The sequence below is a fragment of the Pseudomonas shirazica genome (assembly GCF_015168335.1).
In the GTDB taxonomy this organism is placed as follows: domain Bacteria; phylum Pseudomonadota; class Gammaproteobacteria; order Pseudomonadales; family Pseudomonadaceae; genus Aquipseudomonas; species Aquipseudomonas asiatica.
The window spans coordinates 798803-815990 of sequence record NZ_CP063456.1 but is presented as its reverse complement, the minus strand read 5'-3'; the positions used below and the strand labels follow the sequence as shown (position 1 = coordinate 815990).

Annotated in this window: 17 protein-coding genes and 1 tRNA gene; 3 read left to right on the top strand and 15 right to left on the bottom strand. The window is 62.8% G+C overall.

The window, feature by feature from the left end; genetic code table 11:
• The first annotated feature begins 85 nt into the window (after window positions 1-85).
• The 3 genes from IMX18_RS03725 to IMX18_RS03715 all read left to right on the top strand — a co-directional run bounded on the left by IMX18_RS03725 (window position 86) and on the right by IMX18_RS03715 (window position 4683).
• The gene (locus tag IMX18_RS03725; RefSeq protein ID WP_015271464.1) at window positions 86-1438 is read left to right on the top strand and encodes an APC family permease; all 1353 of its coding nucleotides are present in this window, start codon (window positions 86-88) and stop codon (window positions 1436-1438) included.
• A gap of 66 nt (window positions 1439-1504) precedes the next feature.
• Complete coding sequence (locus tag IMX18_RS28605) at window positions 1505-3568, top strand: methyl-accepting chemotaxis protein (RefSeq protein WP_100413319.1); 2064 nt, start codon at window positions 1505-1507, stop codon at window positions 3566-3568.
• A gap of 155 nt (window positions 3569-3723) precedes the next feature.
• The gene (locus tag IMX18_RS03715) at window positions 3724-4683 is read left to right on the top strand and encodes a cation diffusion facilitator family transporter (protein ID WP_015271466.1); all 960 of its coding nucleotides are present in this window, start codon (window positions 3724-3726) and stop codon (window positions 4681-4683) included.
• A 234-nt stretch (window positions 4684-4917) separates the two neighbouring features.
• Here the strand turns inward: IMX18_RS03715 and IMX18_RS03710 are convergent.
• From IMX18_RS03710 to aspS, 15 genes are all read right to left on the bottom strand, one after another.
• A tRNA-Lys gene (locus IMX18_RS03710) sits at window positions 4918-4993 on the bottom strand.
• 60 nt (window positions 4994-5053) lie between these two features.
• Window positions 5054-5728: a 7-cyano-7-deazaguanine synthase QueC gene (queC, locus tag IMX18_RS03705; protein ID WP_015271467.1), complete on the bottom strand. Its 675-nt coding sequence runs from the start codon at window positions 5726-5728 to the stop codon at window positions 5054-5056.
• 17 nt (window positions 5729-5745) lie between these two features.
• A complete protein-coding gene (gene queE, locus IMX18_RS03700; RefSeq protein ID WP_015271468.1) occupies window positions 5746-6393 on the bottom strand; it encodes a 7-carboxy-7-deazaguanine synthase QueE in 648 nt (215 codons plus the stop codon).
• A gap of 160 nt (window positions 6394-6553) precedes the next feature.
• On the bottom strand, window positions 6554-7360 hold the full coding sequence (ybgF, locus tag IMX18_RS03695; RefSeq protein ID WP_061304911.1) for a tol-pal system protein YbgF: 807 nt from the start codon (window positions 7358-7360) through the stop codon (window positions 6554-6556).
• A 6-nt stretch (window positions 7361-7366) separates the two neighbouring features.
• Window positions 7367-7867: a peptidoglycan-associated lipoprotein Pal gene (gene pal / locus IMX18_RS03690; protein ID WP_015271469.1), complete on the bottom strand. Its 501-nt coding sequence runs from the start codon at window positions 7865-7867 to the stop codon at window positions 7367-7369.
• Between the two features lie 55 nt (window positions 7868-7922).
• Window positions 7923-9194 (bottom strand): Tol-Pal system beta propeller repeat protein TolB, encoded by a 1272-nt coding sequence (gene tolB, locus IMX18_RS03685; RefSeq protein ID WP_043935851.1) that lies wholly within the window; start codon window positions 9192-9194, stop codon window positions 7923-7925.
• 26 nt (window positions 9195-9220) lie between these two features.
• Complete coding sequence (tolA, locus tag IMX18_RS03680) at window positions 9221-10327, bottom strand: cell envelope integrity protein TolA (protein ID WP_013973804.1); 1107 nt, start codon at window positions 10325-10327, stop codon at window positions 9221-9223.
• Entirely contained in the window at window positions 10327-10779 is a 453-nt protein-coding gene (tolR, locus tag IMX18_RS03675; protein WP_003254760.1) for a protein TolR, read from the bottom strand. The genes tolA and tolR overlap by 1 nt, the downstream gene beginning before the upstream one ends.
• A gap of 14 nt (window positions 10780-10793) precedes the next feature.
• A complete protein-coding gene (gene tolQ / locus IMX18_RS03670; protein WP_139657458.1) occupies window positions 10794-11489 on the bottom strand; it encodes a protein TolQ in 696 nt (231 codons plus the stop codon).
• A 2-nt stretch (window positions 11490-11491) separates the two neighbouring features.
• A complete protein-coding gene (gene ybgC, locus IMX18_RS03665) occupies window positions 11492-11944 on the bottom strand; it encodes a tol-pal system-associated acyl-CoA thioesterase (RefSeq protein WP_015271472.1) in 453 nt (150 codons plus the stop codon).
• A 125-nt stretch (window positions 11945-12069) separates the two neighbouring features.
• Window positions 12070-13116: a Holliday junction branch migration DNA helicase RuvB gene (ruvB, locus tag IMX18_RS03660; RefSeq protein ID WP_004375289.1), complete on the bottom strand. Its 1047-nt coding sequence runs from the start codon at window positions 13114-13116 to the stop codon at window positions 12070-12072.
• A complete protein-coding gene (gene ruvA / locus IMX18_RS03655) occupies window positions 13113-13730 on the bottom strand; it encodes a Holliday junction branch migration protein RuvA (RefSeq protein WP_015271473.1) in 618 nt (205 codons plus the stop codon). The genes ruvB and ruvA overlap by 4 nt, the downstream gene beginning before the upstream one ends.
• A gap of 109 nt (window positions 13731-13839) precedes the next feature.
• A complete protein-coding gene (ruvC, locus tag IMX18_RS03650; RefSeq protein WP_004375291.1) occupies window positions 13840-14364 on the bottom strand; it encodes a crossover junction endodeoxyribonuclease RuvC in 525 nt (174 codons plus the stop codon).
• Between the two features lie 185 nt (window positions 14365-14549).
• The gene (locus tag IMX18_RS03645; RefSeq protein WP_013973810.1) at window positions 14550-15296 is read right to left on the bottom strand and encodes a YebC/PmpR family DNA-binding transcriptional regulator; all 747 of its coding nucleotides are present in this window, start codon (window positions 15294-15296) and stop codon (window positions 14550-14552) included.
• A 114-nt stretch (window positions 15297-15410) separates the two neighbouring features.
• A complete protein-coding gene (gene aspS, locus IMX18_RS03640; protein WP_015271474.1) occupies window positions 15411-17186 on the bottom strand; it encodes an aspartate--tRNA ligase in 1776 nt (591 codons plus the stop codon).
• Between the last annotated feature and the right edge of the window lie 2 nt (window positions 17187-17188).

The following is a 17188-nucleotide window of genomic DNA, read 5'->3' as shown; positions in this document are numbered from 1 at the left end:
AACATGGAGCCCACCCGCTCGCCCTTGCCGCATGCGCAGTACACCGTGCCCGCCGTTTACGCCCAGCCGCAGGAGCCATGCCAGCATGCAGCCTGACCACAGCGCTTCCGGCAACGGCCAACTCCGTAAAACCCTGCGTCTCTGGCACGTTATCATCATCGGTCTGGCCTACCTGACCCCGATGACCGTGTTCGACACCTTCGGCATCGTTTCCGGTATAACTGCCGGCCACGTACCCAGCGCCTACATCCTGGCACTGGCGGGGATCCTGTTCACCGCCGTGAGCTACGGCACCCTGGTAAGGCGCTTCCCGCAGTCGGGCTCGGCCTACACCTACACCCAGCGCGCGATCAACCCGCACGTCGGCTTTCTGGTCGGCTGGTCGTCGTTGCTGGACTACCTGCTGCTGCCAATGGTCAACGCCTTGCTGGCCAAGCTGTACCTTTCGGCCATGTTCCCGGAAGTACCGGAATGGATGTGGGTGGCAGGCTTCGTAACCCTGATCAGCCTGATCAACATGCGCAGCGTGAACCTGGTGGCGCACTTCAACCTGCTGTTCGTGGCCGTGCAGGTGGCGATCATCGCCGTGTTCATCTACCTGTGCGTGCGCGGCCTGGACCAGGGTGAAGGGCTAGGTACCGCCTGGAGCCTGCTGCCGTTCGCCGACAATCAGACCCAGCTCAGCGCCCTGGCCGCCGGTGCGACCATCCTGTGCTTCTCGTTCCTCGGCTTCGACGCGGTGACCTGCCTGTCCGAAGAAACCCGCGACCCGGGCAAGACCATCCCTCGCGCGATCTTCCTCACCGCCCTGATTGGCGGCCTGGTGTTCATCACCGTGTCGTACTTCATCCAGGCCTACTTCCCGACCATGTCCCGTTTCCACGACCAGGAAGCAGCACTGCCGGAAATCGCCCTGTACGTCGGCGGCAAGCTGTTCCAGTCGATCTTCATCGCCTGCACCGTGATCAACACCATCGCCTCGGGCCTGGCCTCGCAGACCAGCGTGTCGCGCCTGCTGTACGTGATGGGCCGCGACAATGTGATCCCGGCCAGCCTGTTCGCCCGCCTGCACTCGCGTTACAAGACGCCAGTGCTGAATATTGCGGTGGTGGGGCTGATTTCACTGTCGGCGATCTTCTTCGACCTGGTTACCGCCACCTCGATCATCAACTTCGGTGCGCTGGTCGCGTTCAGCTTCGTCAACCTGTCGGTGATCAACCACTGCTACCTGCGCGAAGGCAAGCGCCAGGGCCTGGCCAACCAGCTGACATACCTGGTGGCACCCACCATCGGCTTCTGCATCATCGTCTCGCTGTGGCTGGACCTGAACGCACACTCGCTGCTGTTCGGTGGCGTCTGGGCACTGCTCGGCCTGCTGTACCTGGCCTGGCTGACCAAAGCCTTCAGGGACTCCCCACCCAACTACATCGCTGAATGACCCATGCTGCCGACAACGCCCGCGCCTGATCGCGGGCGTTGCATTTGCTCGAAAAGGAAAGCCCTCATGCCGCTGCGTCGCCTCTCCATCCAGTGGAAGATCACCCTGCTCGCCGGCCTCTGCCTGCTGGCCATCGTCGCCCTGCTGGTAACCACATCGCTGGCCCAGGCGCGGCGCAGCGCGGCTTTGGTCAACCAGGCCAATACCGAAATGCTCGACAGCAGCGCACGCCTGCGCCTGCAGGCCCATGCCGAAACCCAGGCCCTGCGCATCCAGCGCTATTTCATGGACGCCTACCAGTACGGCAATGGCTTTGCCCGCCTGGTGCAGGTGCTCAAGGCCCGTGGCGGCAACGACCTGCGCGCCGAACTGACGCGCCAGGCCCGTGCCAGCCTGGCGGGCAACCCGGATGTGATCGGCCTGTACCTGGTGTTCCAGCCCAACGCCCTGGACCCGGACAGCCAGTACCTCGGCCAGGATGCATTGGGCAGCAATGAGAACGGGCGCTTCTCGCTGTACTGGTCACAACCCCGCCCCGGCACCCTGGAGCTTGAAGCCATGCCGGAGTCGATGCTCGGAGACGCCAGCATCGGCAGCAACGGCGTGGCGAAGAACCGCTGGCTGACCTGCCCGCAGGACACCGCCAGAACCTGCATGCTCGAGCCATATCTCGACGAGGTGAATGGCCGCCAGGTACTGATGACCAGCATCGCCCTGCCGCTGCAGGAGCACGGCAAGGTGGTCGGCGTGGTCGGTCTGGACATCGGCCTGGCCAACCTGCAGCAGTTGAGCGTGGATGGCCGCCGGGAGCTGTTCGACGGCCAGGGCCAGGTCAGTATCGCCAGCGCGGCCGGTTTGCTGGCCGGCAACAGCCGCGACGACAGCAAGCTCGGCGAGCCGATGGACAAGGCGGTAGCCGACGGCCTGCTGCGTGTTGCCCACCCGTTCACGCCAATCCCTGATGCAGCCCCTTGGCAGGTATTGCTGGAACTGCCGGAAAGCGTGCTGCAGGCGCCTGCCGTCGCCCTCAACCAGCGCCTGGATGCGCACAACCACAGCGCCAACCTCACCAGCCTGCTGGTTGGTCTGGGCGCTGCGGTAGTCGGTTTGCTGCTGGTGTGGCTGACCGCACGCGGGGTGACCCGGCCAATCCTGGCCGTGGCCGCGCGCCTGGAAGACATCGCCAGCGGCGAAGGCGACCTTACCCGCCGCCTGGAGTATGCCCGCCAGGACGAACTGGGCCAGCTTACCGGTTGGTTCAACCGCTTTCTCGACAAGCTGCAGCCAGTCATAGCCCAGGTCAAAGGCTCACTGCAGGAAGCCCGCGGAACCGCCGACCAGTCGGCAGCCATCGCCAGCCAGACCAGCACCGGCATGCAGCAACAGCACCGCGAAATCGAACAGGTGGCCACCGCCGCCAATGAAATGAGCGCCACCGCCCTGGATGTCGCCCATAACGCCTCGCAGGCGGCCCAGGCCGCACGCGCTGCCGACCAAGCCAGCCGCGAGGGCCTGCAGCTGATCGACAGCACCCGGCAGGGCATCGACCGCCTGGCCGCTGGCATGAACACCGCCATGGACGAGGCGCGCGCGCTGGAAGGCCGCAGCGGGCAGATCGGATCGGTGCTGGAAGTGATCCGCACCATTGCCGAGCAGACCAACCTGCTGGCGCTCAACGCCGCCATCGAAGCCGCCCGTGCAGGCGAAGCCGGGCGTGGTTTTGCCGTGGTGGCAGATGAAGTGCGTGGTCTGGCCCAGCGTACCCAGTTGTCGGTGGAGGAAATTCGCCAGGTCATCGAAGGCTTGCAGCAAGGCACCCAGGATGTGGTGGGCGCCATGCACGAAGGCCAGCGCCAGGCCCAGGACAGCGCCGCGCGGATGGAACAGGCGCTGCCGGCGCTACAACGTATTGGCGAGGCAGTGGCAGTGATCAGCGACATGAACCTGCAGATTGCCTCGGCGGCTGAAGAGCAGAGCGCAGTAGCCGAAGAGGTGAACCGCAATGTGGCTGGCATTCGCGATGTGACCGAATCGCTGGCAGGCCAGGCCGATGAGTCAGCGCGGATCAGCCAGGCCCTGAACCGGCTGGCCAACCAGCAGCAGGCGCTGATGGAGCAGTTCCGCGTCTAACCTGTCAGGGCCAGTGCGCCTTCTTCGCGGGCATGCCCGCTCCCACAGGAAATGCCCAGCCCTTCGGGGTGGCGCCATACCCTGTGGGATCGGGCGAGCCCGCGAAGAGGCCCCAACAGGCAATACAGCATTATTGATTTTATCGAGCACAACCTATGCAAAACCCGACTCGCCCCACCTTCTTCGACATCAGCAGCGAACAGGGCCTGTTACGCACCTCGATCGCCGTCACCCTGTTCATCGCCGTGATCGGCATCGCCTTCGGCCTGGCCTCCGGCTCGTTCTCCATCGTGTTCGACGGCGTCTATTCGCTGGTCGATGCCAGCATGAGCGGGCTGTCGCTGGTGGTGGTCAGGCTGATTACCGCGCATACCACCAGCGTGCAGATGTCACGCAAGTTGCGCGAGCGCTTCACCATGGGCTTCTGGCACCTGGAGCCGATGGTGCTGGCGCTCAACGGCATCCTGCTCAGCGGCGTGGCCATCTATGCGCTGATCAACGCCGTCAGCAGCCTGCTGCAAGGCGGGCGCCACCTGGAGTTCGGCATCGCCATGGTCTACGCGGTGCTGACCGTGATCGCCTGCGTGACCATCGCTGTTGTCGAGGCCCGCGCCAACCGCAAGCTGGGCTCGGACTTCGTGCGCATGGACGTCAAGGGCTGGGTGATGTCGGCCAGCATCACCGCCGCGCTGCTGATCGCCTTCTGCTTTGGCTATGCGGTGCAAGGCACATCGCTGGAGTGGGTGTCGCCGTATATCGACCCGGCGGTGCTGGCGCTGGTCTGCCTGGTGATCGTGCCGTTGCCGATGTCGGTGGTGCGCCAGGCCCTGTCGGAAATTTTCCTGGTGACCCCTGGCGACCTCAAGCTGCACGTGGATGAAGTCGCCAAGGCCTTCGTCGCACGCCATGGGTTGCAGTCGTACCGCGCCTATGTGGCCAAGGTCGGGCGCTCGCGGGAGATCGAACTGTATTTCATCGTGCCGAAGGCCATGGCCGCGAAAACCATCGATGAATGGGATGCGTGGCGCAACGAGATCGGTGATGCCGTGGGTGGTGAAGGGCCGGACCGCTGGCTGACGGTGGTGTTTACCGGGGATCCGGAGTGGGCAGAGTAAGACATCTGGAGTCTTCACAGCCCCCTGTAGGAGCGGCCTTGCGCCGCGATCGGGCTGCGCAGCAGCCCCAGGGCTTCAGCAAAAACGCACAAATTGCTGGGGCTGCTACGCAGCCCGATCGCGACGCAAGGCCGCTCCTACAAGCAATCGCGTAAACCGAGCAATAAAACTCGGCCAACGGAAAACGAAAAAGCCCGCCACCGTTGCCGGTAGCGGGCTTTGACGTACTGCATATGGTGGGTCGTGTAGGATTCGAACCTACGACCAATTGGTTAAAAGCCAACTGCTCTACCAACTGAGCTAACGACCCGTTGGATGGCGCGTATAATACTGATTTCTAACGGGAAATCAACACCCCATCAAACTTTTTTCAAAAGTACCGCGTCGGGTCTTCGACACCAGCTGCCTTGAAGCCGTCGGCACGCAGGCGGCAGCTGTCGCATTTGCCGCAGGCACGGCCGTCATCATCAGCCTGGTAGCAGGAAACGGTCAGGCTGTAATCCACACCGCGAGCCATGCCGGCCTGCACGATCTGCGCCTTGCTCAGGTTCTGCAGGGGCGCCTGGATACGGAAGCCCTGCCCTTCGACGCCGGCTTTGGTCGCCAGGTTGGCCATGCGTTCGAAGGCTTCGACGAACTCGGGGCGGCAATCGGGGTAGCCGGAGTAATCCACGGCGTTCACACCAATGAAGATGTCGCGGGCTTCCAGCACCTCTGCCCAGCCCAGGGCCAGGGACAGGAACACAGTGTTGCGCGCCGGCACGTAGGTGACCGGGATGCCTTCACCCGGGGTTTCCGGTACGTCGATGCTGCTGTCGGTCAATGCCGAGCCACCGATGCCGTCAAGGTTCAGGCCAATCACCTTGTGCTCGACCACGCCCAAGTCACGGGCAACGCGGGCGGCGGCGTTCAGTTCGGCGCGGTGGCGCTGGCCGTAGTCGAAACTCATGGTGTAGCAGCTGTAGCCTTCGGCCTTGGCCATGGCGACCACGGTGGCCGAGTCCAGGCCGCCGGACAGCAGGATTACTGCGCGTTTGTCGGTCATGTGTACTTGCTCCTCAATCAACGTCCGGGTTCGTCGTTCCACAGCAGCTTGTGCAGCTGCAGCTGGAAGCGTACGGGCAGGTTGTCGGCGACGATCCAGTCCGCCAGCTCGCTGGCGTTCACCTGGTGGTGGCTGGGCGAGAACAACACCTCGCCGGCACGCTCGGCCAGGTTGTACTGGATCAGCTTGGAGACCGCCCAGTCATAGTCCTCACGGGAACAGATGACGAACTTGACCTGGTCGTTGCGGGTCAGCTGCTCGATGTTCTCGTAGCGGTTACGGTGCGACTCTTCGGAGCCTGGGGTCTTCAGGTCGACCACGCGGCTGACGCGGGTGTCGGTGCCGGCAATATCCAGCGCGCCGCTGGTTTCCAGCGACACTTCGTAACCGGCGTCACACAGGCGCTGCAACAGCGGCAAGGCGTTGGGCTGGGCCAATGGCTCGCCGCCGGTGACGCAAACGTAGCGCGGCTTGAAGCCGGCGACCTGCTCAAGGATCGAATCGAGGGTGCGAACGGTGCCGCCACTGAAGGCATAGGCACTGTCACAGTACTGGCAGCGCAGGGGGCAACCGGTGAGGCGCACGAATACCGTGGGCAACCCAGCCGTTCGCGTTTCACCCTGCAAGGAGTAAAAGACTTCGGTGATGCGTAATGTGTCTTGCATGCTCGCCACGGGCGTGACAGCTAAACAGGCTGCCCGCCTCCGTCAGGCACTGTCGCGGACTCGACATAGCGTTATCCGCAGCAGCGTGTTTACGAAAAAAGGGCATTGATTCTAACGAAAAAACCCGCGACAAGCGCGGGTTTCTTTCAAACGTAACTGCCTAGAGCTTTTGCAGGTCACGCTGGGCCAGTTGCGCGGCCGAGGTGCCAGGGTACTGGGTAATGACCTGCTGCAGGATACCCTTGACCTTGTCGGTGTGGCCCATGCGGCGCTCGACGTCGGCCAGCTTGTACAGCGAATCCGGCACCTTGCTGTGCTTCGGATACTTCTGGCTGACTTGGGCGAAGGCCTGGCTGGCAGCCGGCAGGTCGCCCTTGGCCAGGTTCACTTCCCCCAACCAGTACTGGGCATTGCCGGCGTACTGGCTGTTGGGGTACTTGCGCAGGAAGGCGTTGAACGCCTGGCTGGCCTTGTCGAAGTCTTTCTGCTTGATCAGGTCGAAAGCGGCATCGTAGTAGAGCTTTTCTTTCGCCGGATCACCGGGCTCGCTACTGGCGGCCGGTTGTTGAGCAGCAGCACCTGCTGCTGCATCGGGGGAGGTACTGGATGCACCACCACCGGAGGAATTGTCAGGGGTCGCGGCAGGTGCGGCGCCACTGTTGATGCGACGGTCCAGGTCCTGGTAACGCTCCAGGTTTTCCTGCTTCATGCGCGACACATCGTTCTGCAGCTCTTCGATGATGCCTTGCTGGCGGGAAAGCTGATCCTGCATCTGTTGCAGCTGCATGAACAGCTGGCCCTGTGCAGAGGCAGGGGCCGAAGCCCCTGACCCGGCATAGGCGCCGCTCGTGCCATAACCCGCAGGCGGATAGCTGCCTGCGTTGTCATCAACTACAGGAACCTCAGCCCAGGCCGCGAGCGGCAGGCTGAGTGCGAGGACGGTTACTACACGACGGCACATACGCATGAGAACTTACTTACGCAGTTCTACGCGACGGTTCTGAGCCCAGGACTGCTCGTCGTTGCCAGTGGCAACCGGACGCTCTTCACCGTAGGAGACCAGTTCCAGCTGAGCAGGGGAAACGCCCTGCAGAACCAGGTAACGCTGAACGGCCTTGGCACGACGCTCACCCAGAGCCATGTTGTACTCGCGGGTGCCGCGCTCGTCGGTGTTGCCTTCCAGGACAACGCGGTTGCCGTTGGCTTTCAGGTCCTTGGCGTGAACGTCCAGAGCGCGCATGGCTTCTGGCTTCAGGTCCGAGCTGTCGTATTCGAAGTAGAAGGTGGTGATTGCGCGCAGGGCGGCTTCTTCGCTCAGGGAACCGTCAACAGCGCCAGCGTTGGCACCGTAGCCAGCGTTCGGATCTACAGCAGCGCCTTCGCCTGCGTTGTCACCGCCCTTCGAGGAGCAACCTACAGCTACGGCCATGGCCAGAGCCAGCGCAGCAAATTTACCAAACTTCAGCATTTCCATCGTGAAACTCCTAATGAAACCCCAGTGTGTTAAGCAAAAAATTATTACGCCGCAATCAGTTCAGGTAAGGGGACCAGGACGGTTCTCTGACTTCGCCTTGAGCGGTAGGAAGTGGGAGCCTCACGCGGCCATTAAGCGACACGAGCATCAAGACTCCCCGGCCCTGCTGGCGGGTGGCGTAGATTAGCATGGTGCCGTTTGGCGCAACAGTGGGAGACTCATCAAGACTCGTTTCCGAGAGAATCTTTACACTTCCGCGTTGCAAATCCTGGGCCGCAACTTTGAAGTTGGTGAAGCCCTGCTGGCGATGGATCATCACCAGGGTCTTTTCGTCCGCCGACAGTTTCGGGTTGGCGTTGTAGTTACCCACGAAAGTTACACGCTCGGCACCACCGCCACCGATCGACTGCTTGTAGATTTGCGGCTTGCCGCCACGGTCGGAGGTGAAGTAAAGGGTGTTGCCATCCTTGCCCCAGAACGGCTCGGTGTTGATGCCCGGGCCAGCGGTGACGCGGGTGATCTGGCGCGAAGCCACGTTCATCACGTAGATGTCCGGGTTGCCGTCCTTCGACAGCACGAACGCCAGGCGCGAGCCGTCCGGCGACCAGGCTGGCGCGCCGTTCAGGCCTTCGAAGTTGGTGACCTGCTCACGGCGACCGGTATCGATGTGCTGGACAAAGATGCGTGGGCGCTTCTGCTCGAAGGAGACATAGGCGATACGCTTGCCATCCGGCGCAAAGCGTGGCGACAGGATCGGTTCACGCGATTGCAGCAGGGTGACCGCACGTGCACCGTCGTAGTCCGAGCGCTGCAGGGTATAGCGGGTGTTGTTGGTAGAGAAGCGCTCGGCCGTCACGTACAGCATGCGGGTGGAGAACGCCCCCTTGATGCCGGTGAGCTTCTCGAACGACTGGTCGGAAATGTAGTGCGCCATGTCGCGCAGCTGATCGACGCTGCCCGCCACGCTGCCGGTCAGCACTTGCTGCTCGGTGGCGACGTTGAACAGTGCGTACTGCACCTGCAGGCGACCGCCCGACGGCACGATGCTGCCGACCATCACGTACTGCGCGCCCAGCGCTTTCCAGTCACGGAAGATCACTTCGCTGGCCTGCGACGGCTGGCTGATCATGTTCTGCCGCGGAATCGGCGAGTAGTAGCCGGAGTTGCGCAGGTCGTTGCCGATGATGTCGGCCATGTCTTCCGGCAGCACGCTGCCGCCCTGCAGACCGAACGGCACTACCGCGATGGGCGTGGCCCGGTCGCTGCCGCTGGTGACCAGGATGTTCTTTTCCTCTGCAACGGCCATGCCTGCCACGCAGCACAGCATGACCAGCAGTCCTCTCAGACGTTTAATCACAACGCTAGATCCTCAGGTGTAAATGTCATCTTGAACGAACGATATTGGTTGAAATCGCTCGGCTTCATACCCTGCATCTCGGTCAGACGACCGATGTTCTTCACTGCTGCCACCGCCGAGCTGTCGTACGGGCCGTCACCACTGGACCGGGCCACGCTGACGCTGGTGATGGTACCGTCCGGCAACATGTTGATCTGCAGGACCACCGTCATGCCCTTGCGCGCGGAAGGCGGACGAGCCCAGCCCTCGGCCGCGCGCATGCGGATCAGGTCGTCGAAGTCGCCGGCCACCTGGTCACCCTGCTCGTCGGCCAGCGCCTGCTGCCGTTCGGTGGTGTCGGACAACAGCTCGGCCAGGGCCTGGGCTTTCTTGTCTTCCGCCGCCTTGCGGGCCGCTTCCTGTGCCTTTTTCTTCTGGGCATCTGCAGCGGCCTTTTTCTTGGCCTCTTCAGCTGCCTTCTTCTTCGCTTCCTCGGCTACCGCTTTCTTCTTGGCGTCCTCGGCTGCTTTCTTCTTGGCCTCTTCGGCCGCCTTTTTCTTGGCGTCCTCGGCGGCTTGTTTCTTCGCCTCTTCAGCGGCCTCTTTCTTGGCCTCTTCTTCGGCTTTTTTCTTTTCTTCCTCGGCCTTCTTCTTGGCGATGTCGGCCTGCTGCTTCTCGGCAGCCTTCTTCGCCTCTTCGGCCTTCTTGGCTTCGGCGGCCTTCTTGGCCTCGGCGGCCTTGGCGGCCTCGGCAGCTGCCTCGGCTTTCTTGGCTTCGGCGGCCTCGCGGGCCTCCTCGGCCTTTTGAGCAGCGTCGGCTTTCTTTTGTTCCGCGGCCTTCACGGCCTCCTGCTCGACCTTCTTCTGTTCCAGCTGCTCGACTTCGGTCTGGCGCGAAGCGGTTTTCTTCGCTTCCCCGGCAATCTTCTGATTGGTCTGGGTGGTCGCCTGGCTCTTGGACTTGAGCTGGTACAGGGTAGCCTGGACGATCGGCTTGGATGGCGGCAGCTCAGGCGTCATGGCAAAACTGACGAACAGCAGGGCGAACACCAGCACATGCAGGCCGATGGCCCAGATACTGGGCCAGAAGTAGCTTTCCGAGGCGGATGGCTCTCGCTGTTGCATCAGGGCGCCTCGGTAATCAGGCCAACGTTACCGACACCGGCCTTCTGCAACCCGCCCATGGCACCCATGACCGCGCCATAGTCGACAGCCTTGTCGCCACGAATGAACACCTGGGTCTGCTTGCCCTGGTCACGGCCGGCGGCAATGATCTTGGTCACCGCGTCGGTCATGGCTGGCAAGGTCATGGCCTTGTCCATCTGCTTGTCGGTATCGACTTCGCTGCCGAGGTTCCAGTAGTAGGTCTTGTCGGCCTTGATGGAGATGGTGAGGATCTGGACGTTGTTGTCCTGCGGCAAGGCTTCACTGGAAACCTTGGGCAGGTCTACCTTGACGCCCTGGTTGAGCATGGGCGCCGTCACCATGAAGATGACCAGCAGTACCAGCATCACGTCGATGTAGGGCACCACGTTCATCTCGGCGACGGGCTTGCGTTTGTGGCGAACTCGGGCCATGGGCTTCTACCTGATTACTCTTCGCTGGTGTGCACTTTGCGGTGCAGGATCGCCTGGAACTCGTCGGCGAAGGTGTAGTAACGGCCGATCAGCACTTCGCTGCGCGCCGAGAAGCGGTTGTAGGCGATGACCGCCGGAATTGCCGCGAACAGGCCGATGGCGGTGGCGATCAGCGCTTCGGCAATACCCGGGGCGACCGTGGCCAGGGTGGCCTGCTGGGCGCTGGCCAGGCCGCGGAAGGAGTTCATGATGCCCCATACGGTACCGAACAGGCCGATGTACGGGCTGGTCGAACCGACGGTGGCCAGGAACGGCAGACTCTGCTCGAGCTTTTCTTCCTCACGCGAGATGGCTACGCGCATGGCTCGGGCAACACCCTCCATGACTGCGTCCGGGTCGACGCCCGGCTGCTGACGCAGGCGCGAGAATTCCTTGAAGCCGGCACGGAAGACCTGCTCGACACCGGAATCCGGGTCTGGGTTGCTGCCTGCCTGACGGTACAGCTTGGACAGATCGATGCCCGACCAGAAGCGCTCCTCGAAGGCATCCAGCGCACGACGACCGGCGCGCAGCATGGTGCTGCGCTGGAAGATCATGATCCATGAGGTGACCGAGGCGGCCACCAAGGTCAGCATTACCAGCTGTACCAACACGCTGGCATTGCTGACCAGACTCCACATGGAGGTATGGTCGACGACGTTAGCTTCCACGCTTATTCTCCTGCATTCGATTGAGTACCCGAGCCGTCCGCCGCAAACGCGTCGCGCAACTCCGGGGGTATGGCTCGGGGTTTGAAAGTGTCGGCGCGCACGGCGGCCACCAGGAACTGCCCTTCGCAGAGCAGCGTTTCATCCTTTTCCCGCCAGACCTGCTGCACGAAGCGCAGGCTGGCGCGATTGAGTTCAAGTACTTGCGCGGTAACCCGAAGCTCGTCGTCCAGCCGCGCCGGCGCGTGATAGCGCGCTTCGCTGGAGTGGACCACGAACAGCAGGTTGTCTTCGGCCAGTTGCGCCTGGGAAAAGCCCAGGTGCCGCAGCCGCTCGGTACGCGCGCGCTCCATGAATTTCAGGTAATTGACGTAATACACCACACCACCGGCATCGGTATCCTCGTAATAGACACGACAACGGTGTGCGAACGGTTCCAGGCCATTTTGCGCGCGCATACTCTAGTGCTTACTCCTCAGCTTGCCAATCCGCTGTGGCAACTGTTTTTTCTTCATTTATGTCTTATTGCCAGCGCACCCTCGGCATGCCAGCGGTAGGACCACGAAAAGCTGTTTTCGATCTGTCACTCATCGCCCGTTTCGGAAAAATCCCCACCCTCCCCCAGGCGCCCGGGTACGTTCAGGCCAAAGTGCAGGTAGGCATGCCGGGTGACCACGCGGCCGCGCGGCGTGCGCATGATGTAGCCTTGCTGGATGAGGTACGGCTCGAGCACGTCCTCGATGGTGTGACGCTCTTCGCTGATGGCTGCCGCCAGGTTGTCCACGCCGACCGGGCCACCGTCGAACTTCTCGATCATGGTCAGCAGCAGGCGGCGGTCGGAGTGGTCGAAACCGCGCTCGTCGACATCCAGCAGATTGAGCGCCATGTCGGCCACGGCCTTGGTGATCTGGCCCTTGCCGCGCACCTCGGCGTAGTCGCGCACGCGGCGCAGCAGGCGGTTGGCGATACGTGGCGTGCCGCGGGCCCGGCGGGCGATCTCGTAGGCACCCTGGTCTTCGATGGCCAGGCCGAGGATGCCGGCCGAACGGCTGACGATGGTGGCCAGGTCCTTGTCGCTGTAGAACTCCAGGCGCTGGACGATACCGAAGCGGTCCCGCAGCGGGTTGGTGAGCATGCCGGCACGGGTGGTGGCACCGACCAGGGTAAACGGCGGCAGGTCCAGCTTGATCGAGCGGGCCGCAGGCCCTTCGCCGATCATGATGTCGAGCTGGAAATCCTCCATCGCCGGGTACAGCACCTCTTCGACGACCGGTGACAACCGGTGGATCTCGTCGATGAACAGCACGTCGTGCGGTTCGAGGTTGGTCAGCATGGCCGCGAGGTCGCCCGGGCGCTCGAGGATAGGCCCCGAAGTGCTCTTGACCGACACGCCCATTTCCTGGGCGATGATGTTGGCCAGGGTGGTCTTGCCCAGGCCGGGCGGGCCGAAGATCAGCGTGTGGTCGAGCGACTCGCTGCGGCCACGGGCGGCCTGGATGAACAGCGCCATCTGCTCGCGCACCACCGGCTGGCCGATGTACTCGTCCAGCCGCAGCGGGCGAATCGCACGGTCCTGGACTTCTTCACGGTCGCGGCCACTGGCGGCGATCAGGCGGTCGGCTTCGATCACTTGGTAATCATCCCTTTCAGGCTGCGACGAATCAGTTCCTCACTGCTCAGGCCGGCCTTGTCCTTGATCGCGGCGATTGCCTTGCTGGCTTCCTGCGGCTTGTAGCCCAGCGAAACCAGGGCGCTGACGGCATCGGCTTCGGCTGTGGATGCGCTGGCGACCGGCAGCGGCCCGTCGGAGACCAGGGTAAACATGGCCGGGGAGGTTTCCCAAGCCTTGAAGCGGTCCTTGAGCTCGACCAGCAGGCGTTCGGCGGTCTTCTTGCCGACACCGGGCACGCGCACCAGGGCCGAAGTATCCTGGGCCTGCACGCAGCGCACCAGCTCGTCCACTTCCAGCCCGGACATGAGCGCCAGGGCCAGCTTCGGCCCTACGCCGTTCAGGCGGATGAGCTCGCGGAACAGCTCGCGCTCACGCTTTTCGGCAAAACCGTAGAGCAGGTGAGCATCCTCGCGCACCACCAGGTGGGTGTGCACGGTTACGGGTTCGCCCACCTTGGGCAGACGGTACAGCGTGGTCATGGGAACTTCCAGTTCGTAACCTACGCCGTTGACGTCGATAATCAGGTGCGGCGGCTGTTTTTCCGCCAGGGTGCCGCGCAAACGTCCAATCACGTTCCGATCCTTCCTCTCGGGGAGCCGGTCAAAGACCGCTCAACCCTATCAGCAAATGCAGCGGGTGAACGCATCACCCGAACAAAATGTGTATCAGCGCATGAAGCGCCTACAGACGCAAGCGCCCGCCGCGCCGCCGTGCCGTGGCCAGGCCATGCGGCACCAGGCTGGAACGGGTGTGGGCGTGGCACAGGGCGATAGCCAGGGCGTCGGAAGCGTCGATCTGCGGCTTCTGCGTCAGTTTCAGCAGGTGCATGACCATCATCATCACCTGCTCCTTGTTCGCCCCACCGGTACCGGCTACCGCCTGCTTGACCTGGGTGGCGCTGTACTCGGCGATTTCCAGGCCGGCTTCGGCGGCTGCGACGATGGCCGCGCCACGGGCCTGGCCGAGTTTGAGCGCCGAGTCGGCGTTACGGGCCATGAACACCCGCTCGATGCCCATGGTTACCGGGCCGTGCTGGGCGATGATTTCACCCACGCCACGAAAAACGATCTGCAACCGTTCGTGCAGCTCGCCGCTGCCGGTGCGAATGCAGCCCGACGCCACGTACTCGCAACCACGGGCGGTCTGGCGTACCACGCCATAGCCGGTGATGCGCGAGCCGGGGTCGATACCAAGAATCAGAGTCATAGTGCCTGTCGAAAAATTGATGCATCTCTGCAAACTGTACCGGCCCTTTCGCGGGTAAACCCGCTCCCACAGGTACTGCACCGACTCTGAATGTGGTGCAGTACCTGTGGGAGCGGGTTTACCCGCGAAAGGGCCGGTACAGGCGCTGACAAACTTGAAGAACTGGCATGGATCGCCAGGACACGTTAGCCGAGGTTTTCCATGATCTCATCGGAAATCTGGGCATTGGAGTAGACGTTCTGCACGTCATCCAGGTCTTCGAGCATGTCGATCAGCTTGAGTACTTTCTCGGCACCGTCCTGGTCGAGTTCGGCGCTGGTGGTCGGCTGCATGACGATTTCAGCGTCAGCGGCCTTGAAGCCAGCCTCTTCCAGGGCATTGCGCACGGCGTAGAAGCTGTTGAACGAGGTGAACACGTCGAACGAGCCGTCGTCGTTGGCCACCACGTCGTCGGCATCGGCTTCCATCGCCGCTTCCATCAGCGCGTCTTCTTCCACGCCCGGAGCAAAGCTGATCTGCCCCTTGCGCTCGAACAGGTAGGCCACCGAACCGTCGGTGCCCAGGTTGCCACCACACTTGGTGAAAGCATGACGCACGGCGGCGGCAGTACGGTTGCGGTTGTCGGTCATGGCCTCGACCATGATCGCCACGCCACCCGGACCGTAACCTTCGTAACTGAGCTCTTCGACGTTGTCGCTTTCGTTGGTGCCGGCACCACGGGCCACGGCACGATCGATGATGTCGCGGCTCATGTTGGCGCCCAAGGCCTTGTCCAGCGCCAGGCGCAGGCGCGGGTTGGATGCCGGGTCAGCACCGCCCTGCTTGGCGGCGACCGTCAGCTCACGGATCCACTTGGTGAAGATCTTGCCTCTTTTGGCATCCTGGCGCTCTTTGCGGTGCTTGATGTTCGCCCACTTGGAATGACCAGCCATAACGACTCCGAATCCTTTGAATCACAAACAGCCCCGCCCCTGTACGGGGCGGGACGGGAAATTGCCTGCGCCGAAACGCAAAGGCGCATCCATGTGGATGCGCCCGGGGACTGCTTACTCGACCTTGGTCTGTTCGCGCAGTCGGATGTGCAGCTCGCGCAGGGCCTTGGCGTCGACCATGCCAGGAGCCTGGGTCATGACGCACGCGGCGCTCTGGGTTTTCGGGAAGGCGATCACTTCACGGATCGACTGGGCGCCGGTCATCAGCATGACCAGACGGTCCAGGCCGAAGGCCAGACCACCGTGAGGCGGTGCACCGAACTTCAGGGCGTCGAGCAGGAAGCCGAACTTCTCTTCCTGTTCTGCCGCTTCGATGCCCAGCAGGCGGAACACGGCCTGCTGCATCTCTTTACGGTGGATACGGATCGAACCGCCACCCAGCTCGGTACCGTTCAGAACCATGTCGTAGGCACGGGACAGGGCCGCGGCCGGGTTGGCCTCGAGCTCTTCCGGGGTGCACTTCGGCGCGGTGAACGGGTGGTGCAGCGCGGTGAAGCTGCCGTCCTCGTTCTCTTCGAACATCGGGAAGTCGACCACCCACATCGGTGCCCACTCGCAGGTCAGCAACTCGAAGTCATGGCCCAGGCGGATACGCAGCGCGCCCAAGGCTTCGCTGACCACCTTGAACTTGTCGGCACCGAAGAACACGATGTCACCGTCAACGGCGCCAACGCGGTCGAGGATGGTGTTGAGGTTGGCCTCGGGGATGTTCTTGACGATCGGCGACTGCAGGCCTTCGACGCCCTTGGCACGCTCGTTGACCTTGATGTAGGCCAGACCCTTGGCACCGTAGATGCCGACGAACTTGGTGTACTCGTCGATCTTGCTGCGTGGCATGCTGGCACCGCCCGGCAGGCGCAGGGCAGTAACGCGGCACTTCGGATCGTTGGCCGGGCCGGCGAACACCTTGAAGTCGACGTCCTTGAGCTGGTCGGCAACGTCGACCAGTTCCAGCGGAATACGCAGGTCCGGCTTGTCGGAGCCGTAGCGGCGCATGGCCTCTTCAAAGGTCATGTGCGGGAATTCGCCGAATTCCAGATCCAGCACTTCCTTGAACAGCTTGCGGATCATGCTCTCGGTCAGGCCCATGATCTCGCTTTCATCGAGGAAGCTGGTCTCGATGTCGATCTGGGTGAATTCCGGCTGGCGGTCGGCACGCAGGTCTTCGTCACGGAAGCACTTGGCGATCTGGTAGTAGCGATCGAAGCCGGCAACCATCAGCAACTGCTTGAACAGCTGCGGCGACTGCGGCAGGGCAAAGAAGCTGCCGGCATGAGTACGGCTGGGCACCAGGTAGTCACGCGCGCCTTCCGGGGTGGCACGGGTCAGGATCGGCGTCTCGACGTCAAGGAAGCCGTTTTCGTCGAGGAAGCGACGGATGCTGCTGGTGATACGCGAACGCAGGCGCAGCTTGTCGGCCATTTCCGGGCGACGCAGGTCGATGAAACGGTAGCGCAGGCGGGTTTCTTCGCCGACGTCGGAGTATTCGTTCAGCGGGAACGGTGGGGTTTCCGCTTCGTTGAGCACGTTCAGCTGGTAGCCGAGGATCTCGATGGCACCGGAAGCCATGTTGGCATTCACCGCACCTTCAGGGCGCTTGCGGACCTTGCCGGTGATCTGCACGACGTATTCGCTGCGCACGCGGTCGGCAGCGGCGAAGGTTTCGGCGCGATCCGGGTCGAACACGACCTGGGCCATGCCTTCGCGGTCACGGATGTCGAGGAAGATCACCCCGCCGTGGTCGCGGCGACGATGGACCCAGCCGCAAAGGGTGACTTCCTGGCCGTCCAGGCTCTCGTTCAGTTGGCCGCAATAATGGCTGCGCATCATGA

Coding starts and splice junctions, on each gene's coding strand:
- IMX18_RS03725 (WP_015271464.1), top strand. CDS start 86: ATGCAGCCTGACCACAGCGCTTCCGGCAACGGCCAACTCCGTAAAACC.
- IMX18_RS28605 (WP_100413319.1), top strand. CDS start 1,505: ATGCCGCTGCGTCGCCTCTCCATCCAGTGGAAGATCACCCTGCTCGCC.
- IMX18_RS03715 (WP_015271466.1), top strand. CDS start 3,724: ATGCAAAACCCGACTCGCCCCACCTTCTTCGACATCAGCAGCGAACAG.
- queC (WP_015271467.1), bottom strand. CDS start 5,728: ATGACCGACAAACGCGCAGTAATCCTGCTGTCCGGCGGCCTGGACTCG.
- queE (WP_015271468.1), bottom strand. CDS start 6,393: ATGCAAGACACATTACGCATCACCGAAGTCTTTTACTCCTTGCAGGGT.
- ybgF (WP_061304911.1), bottom strand. CDS start 7,360: ATGCGTATGTGCCGTCGTGTAGTAACCGTCCTCGCACTCAGCCTGCCG.
- pal (WP_015271469.1), bottom strand. CDS start 7,867: ATGGAAATGCTGAAGTTTGGTAAATTTGCTGCGCTGGCTCTGGCCATG.
- tolB (WP_043935851.1), bottom strand. CDS start 9,194: ATGCTGTGCTGCGTGGCAGGCATGGCCGTTGCAGAGGAAAAGAACATC.
- tolA (WP_013973804.1), bottom strand. CDS start 10,327: ATGCAACAGCGAGAGCCATCCGCCTCGGAAAGCTACTTCTGGCCCAGT.
- tolR (WP_003254760.1), bottom strand. CDS start 10,779: ATGGCCCGAGTTCGCCACAAACGCAAGCCCGTCGCCGAGATGAACGTG.
- ybgC (WP_015271472.1), bottom strand. CDS start 11,944: ATGCGCGCGCAAAATGGCCTGGAACCGTTCGCACACCGTTGTCGTGTC.
- ruvC (WP_004375291.1), bottom strand. CDS start 14,364: ATGACTCTGATTCTTGGTATCGACCCCGGCTCGCGCATCACCGGCTAT.
- IMX18_RS03645 (WP_013973810.1), bottom strand. CDS start 15,296: ATGGCTGGTCATTCCAAGTGGGCGAACATCAAGCACCGCAAAGAGCGC.
- aspS (WP_015271474.1), bottom strand. CDS start 17,186: ATGATGCGCAGCCATTATTGCGGCCAACTGAACGAGAGCCTGGACGGC.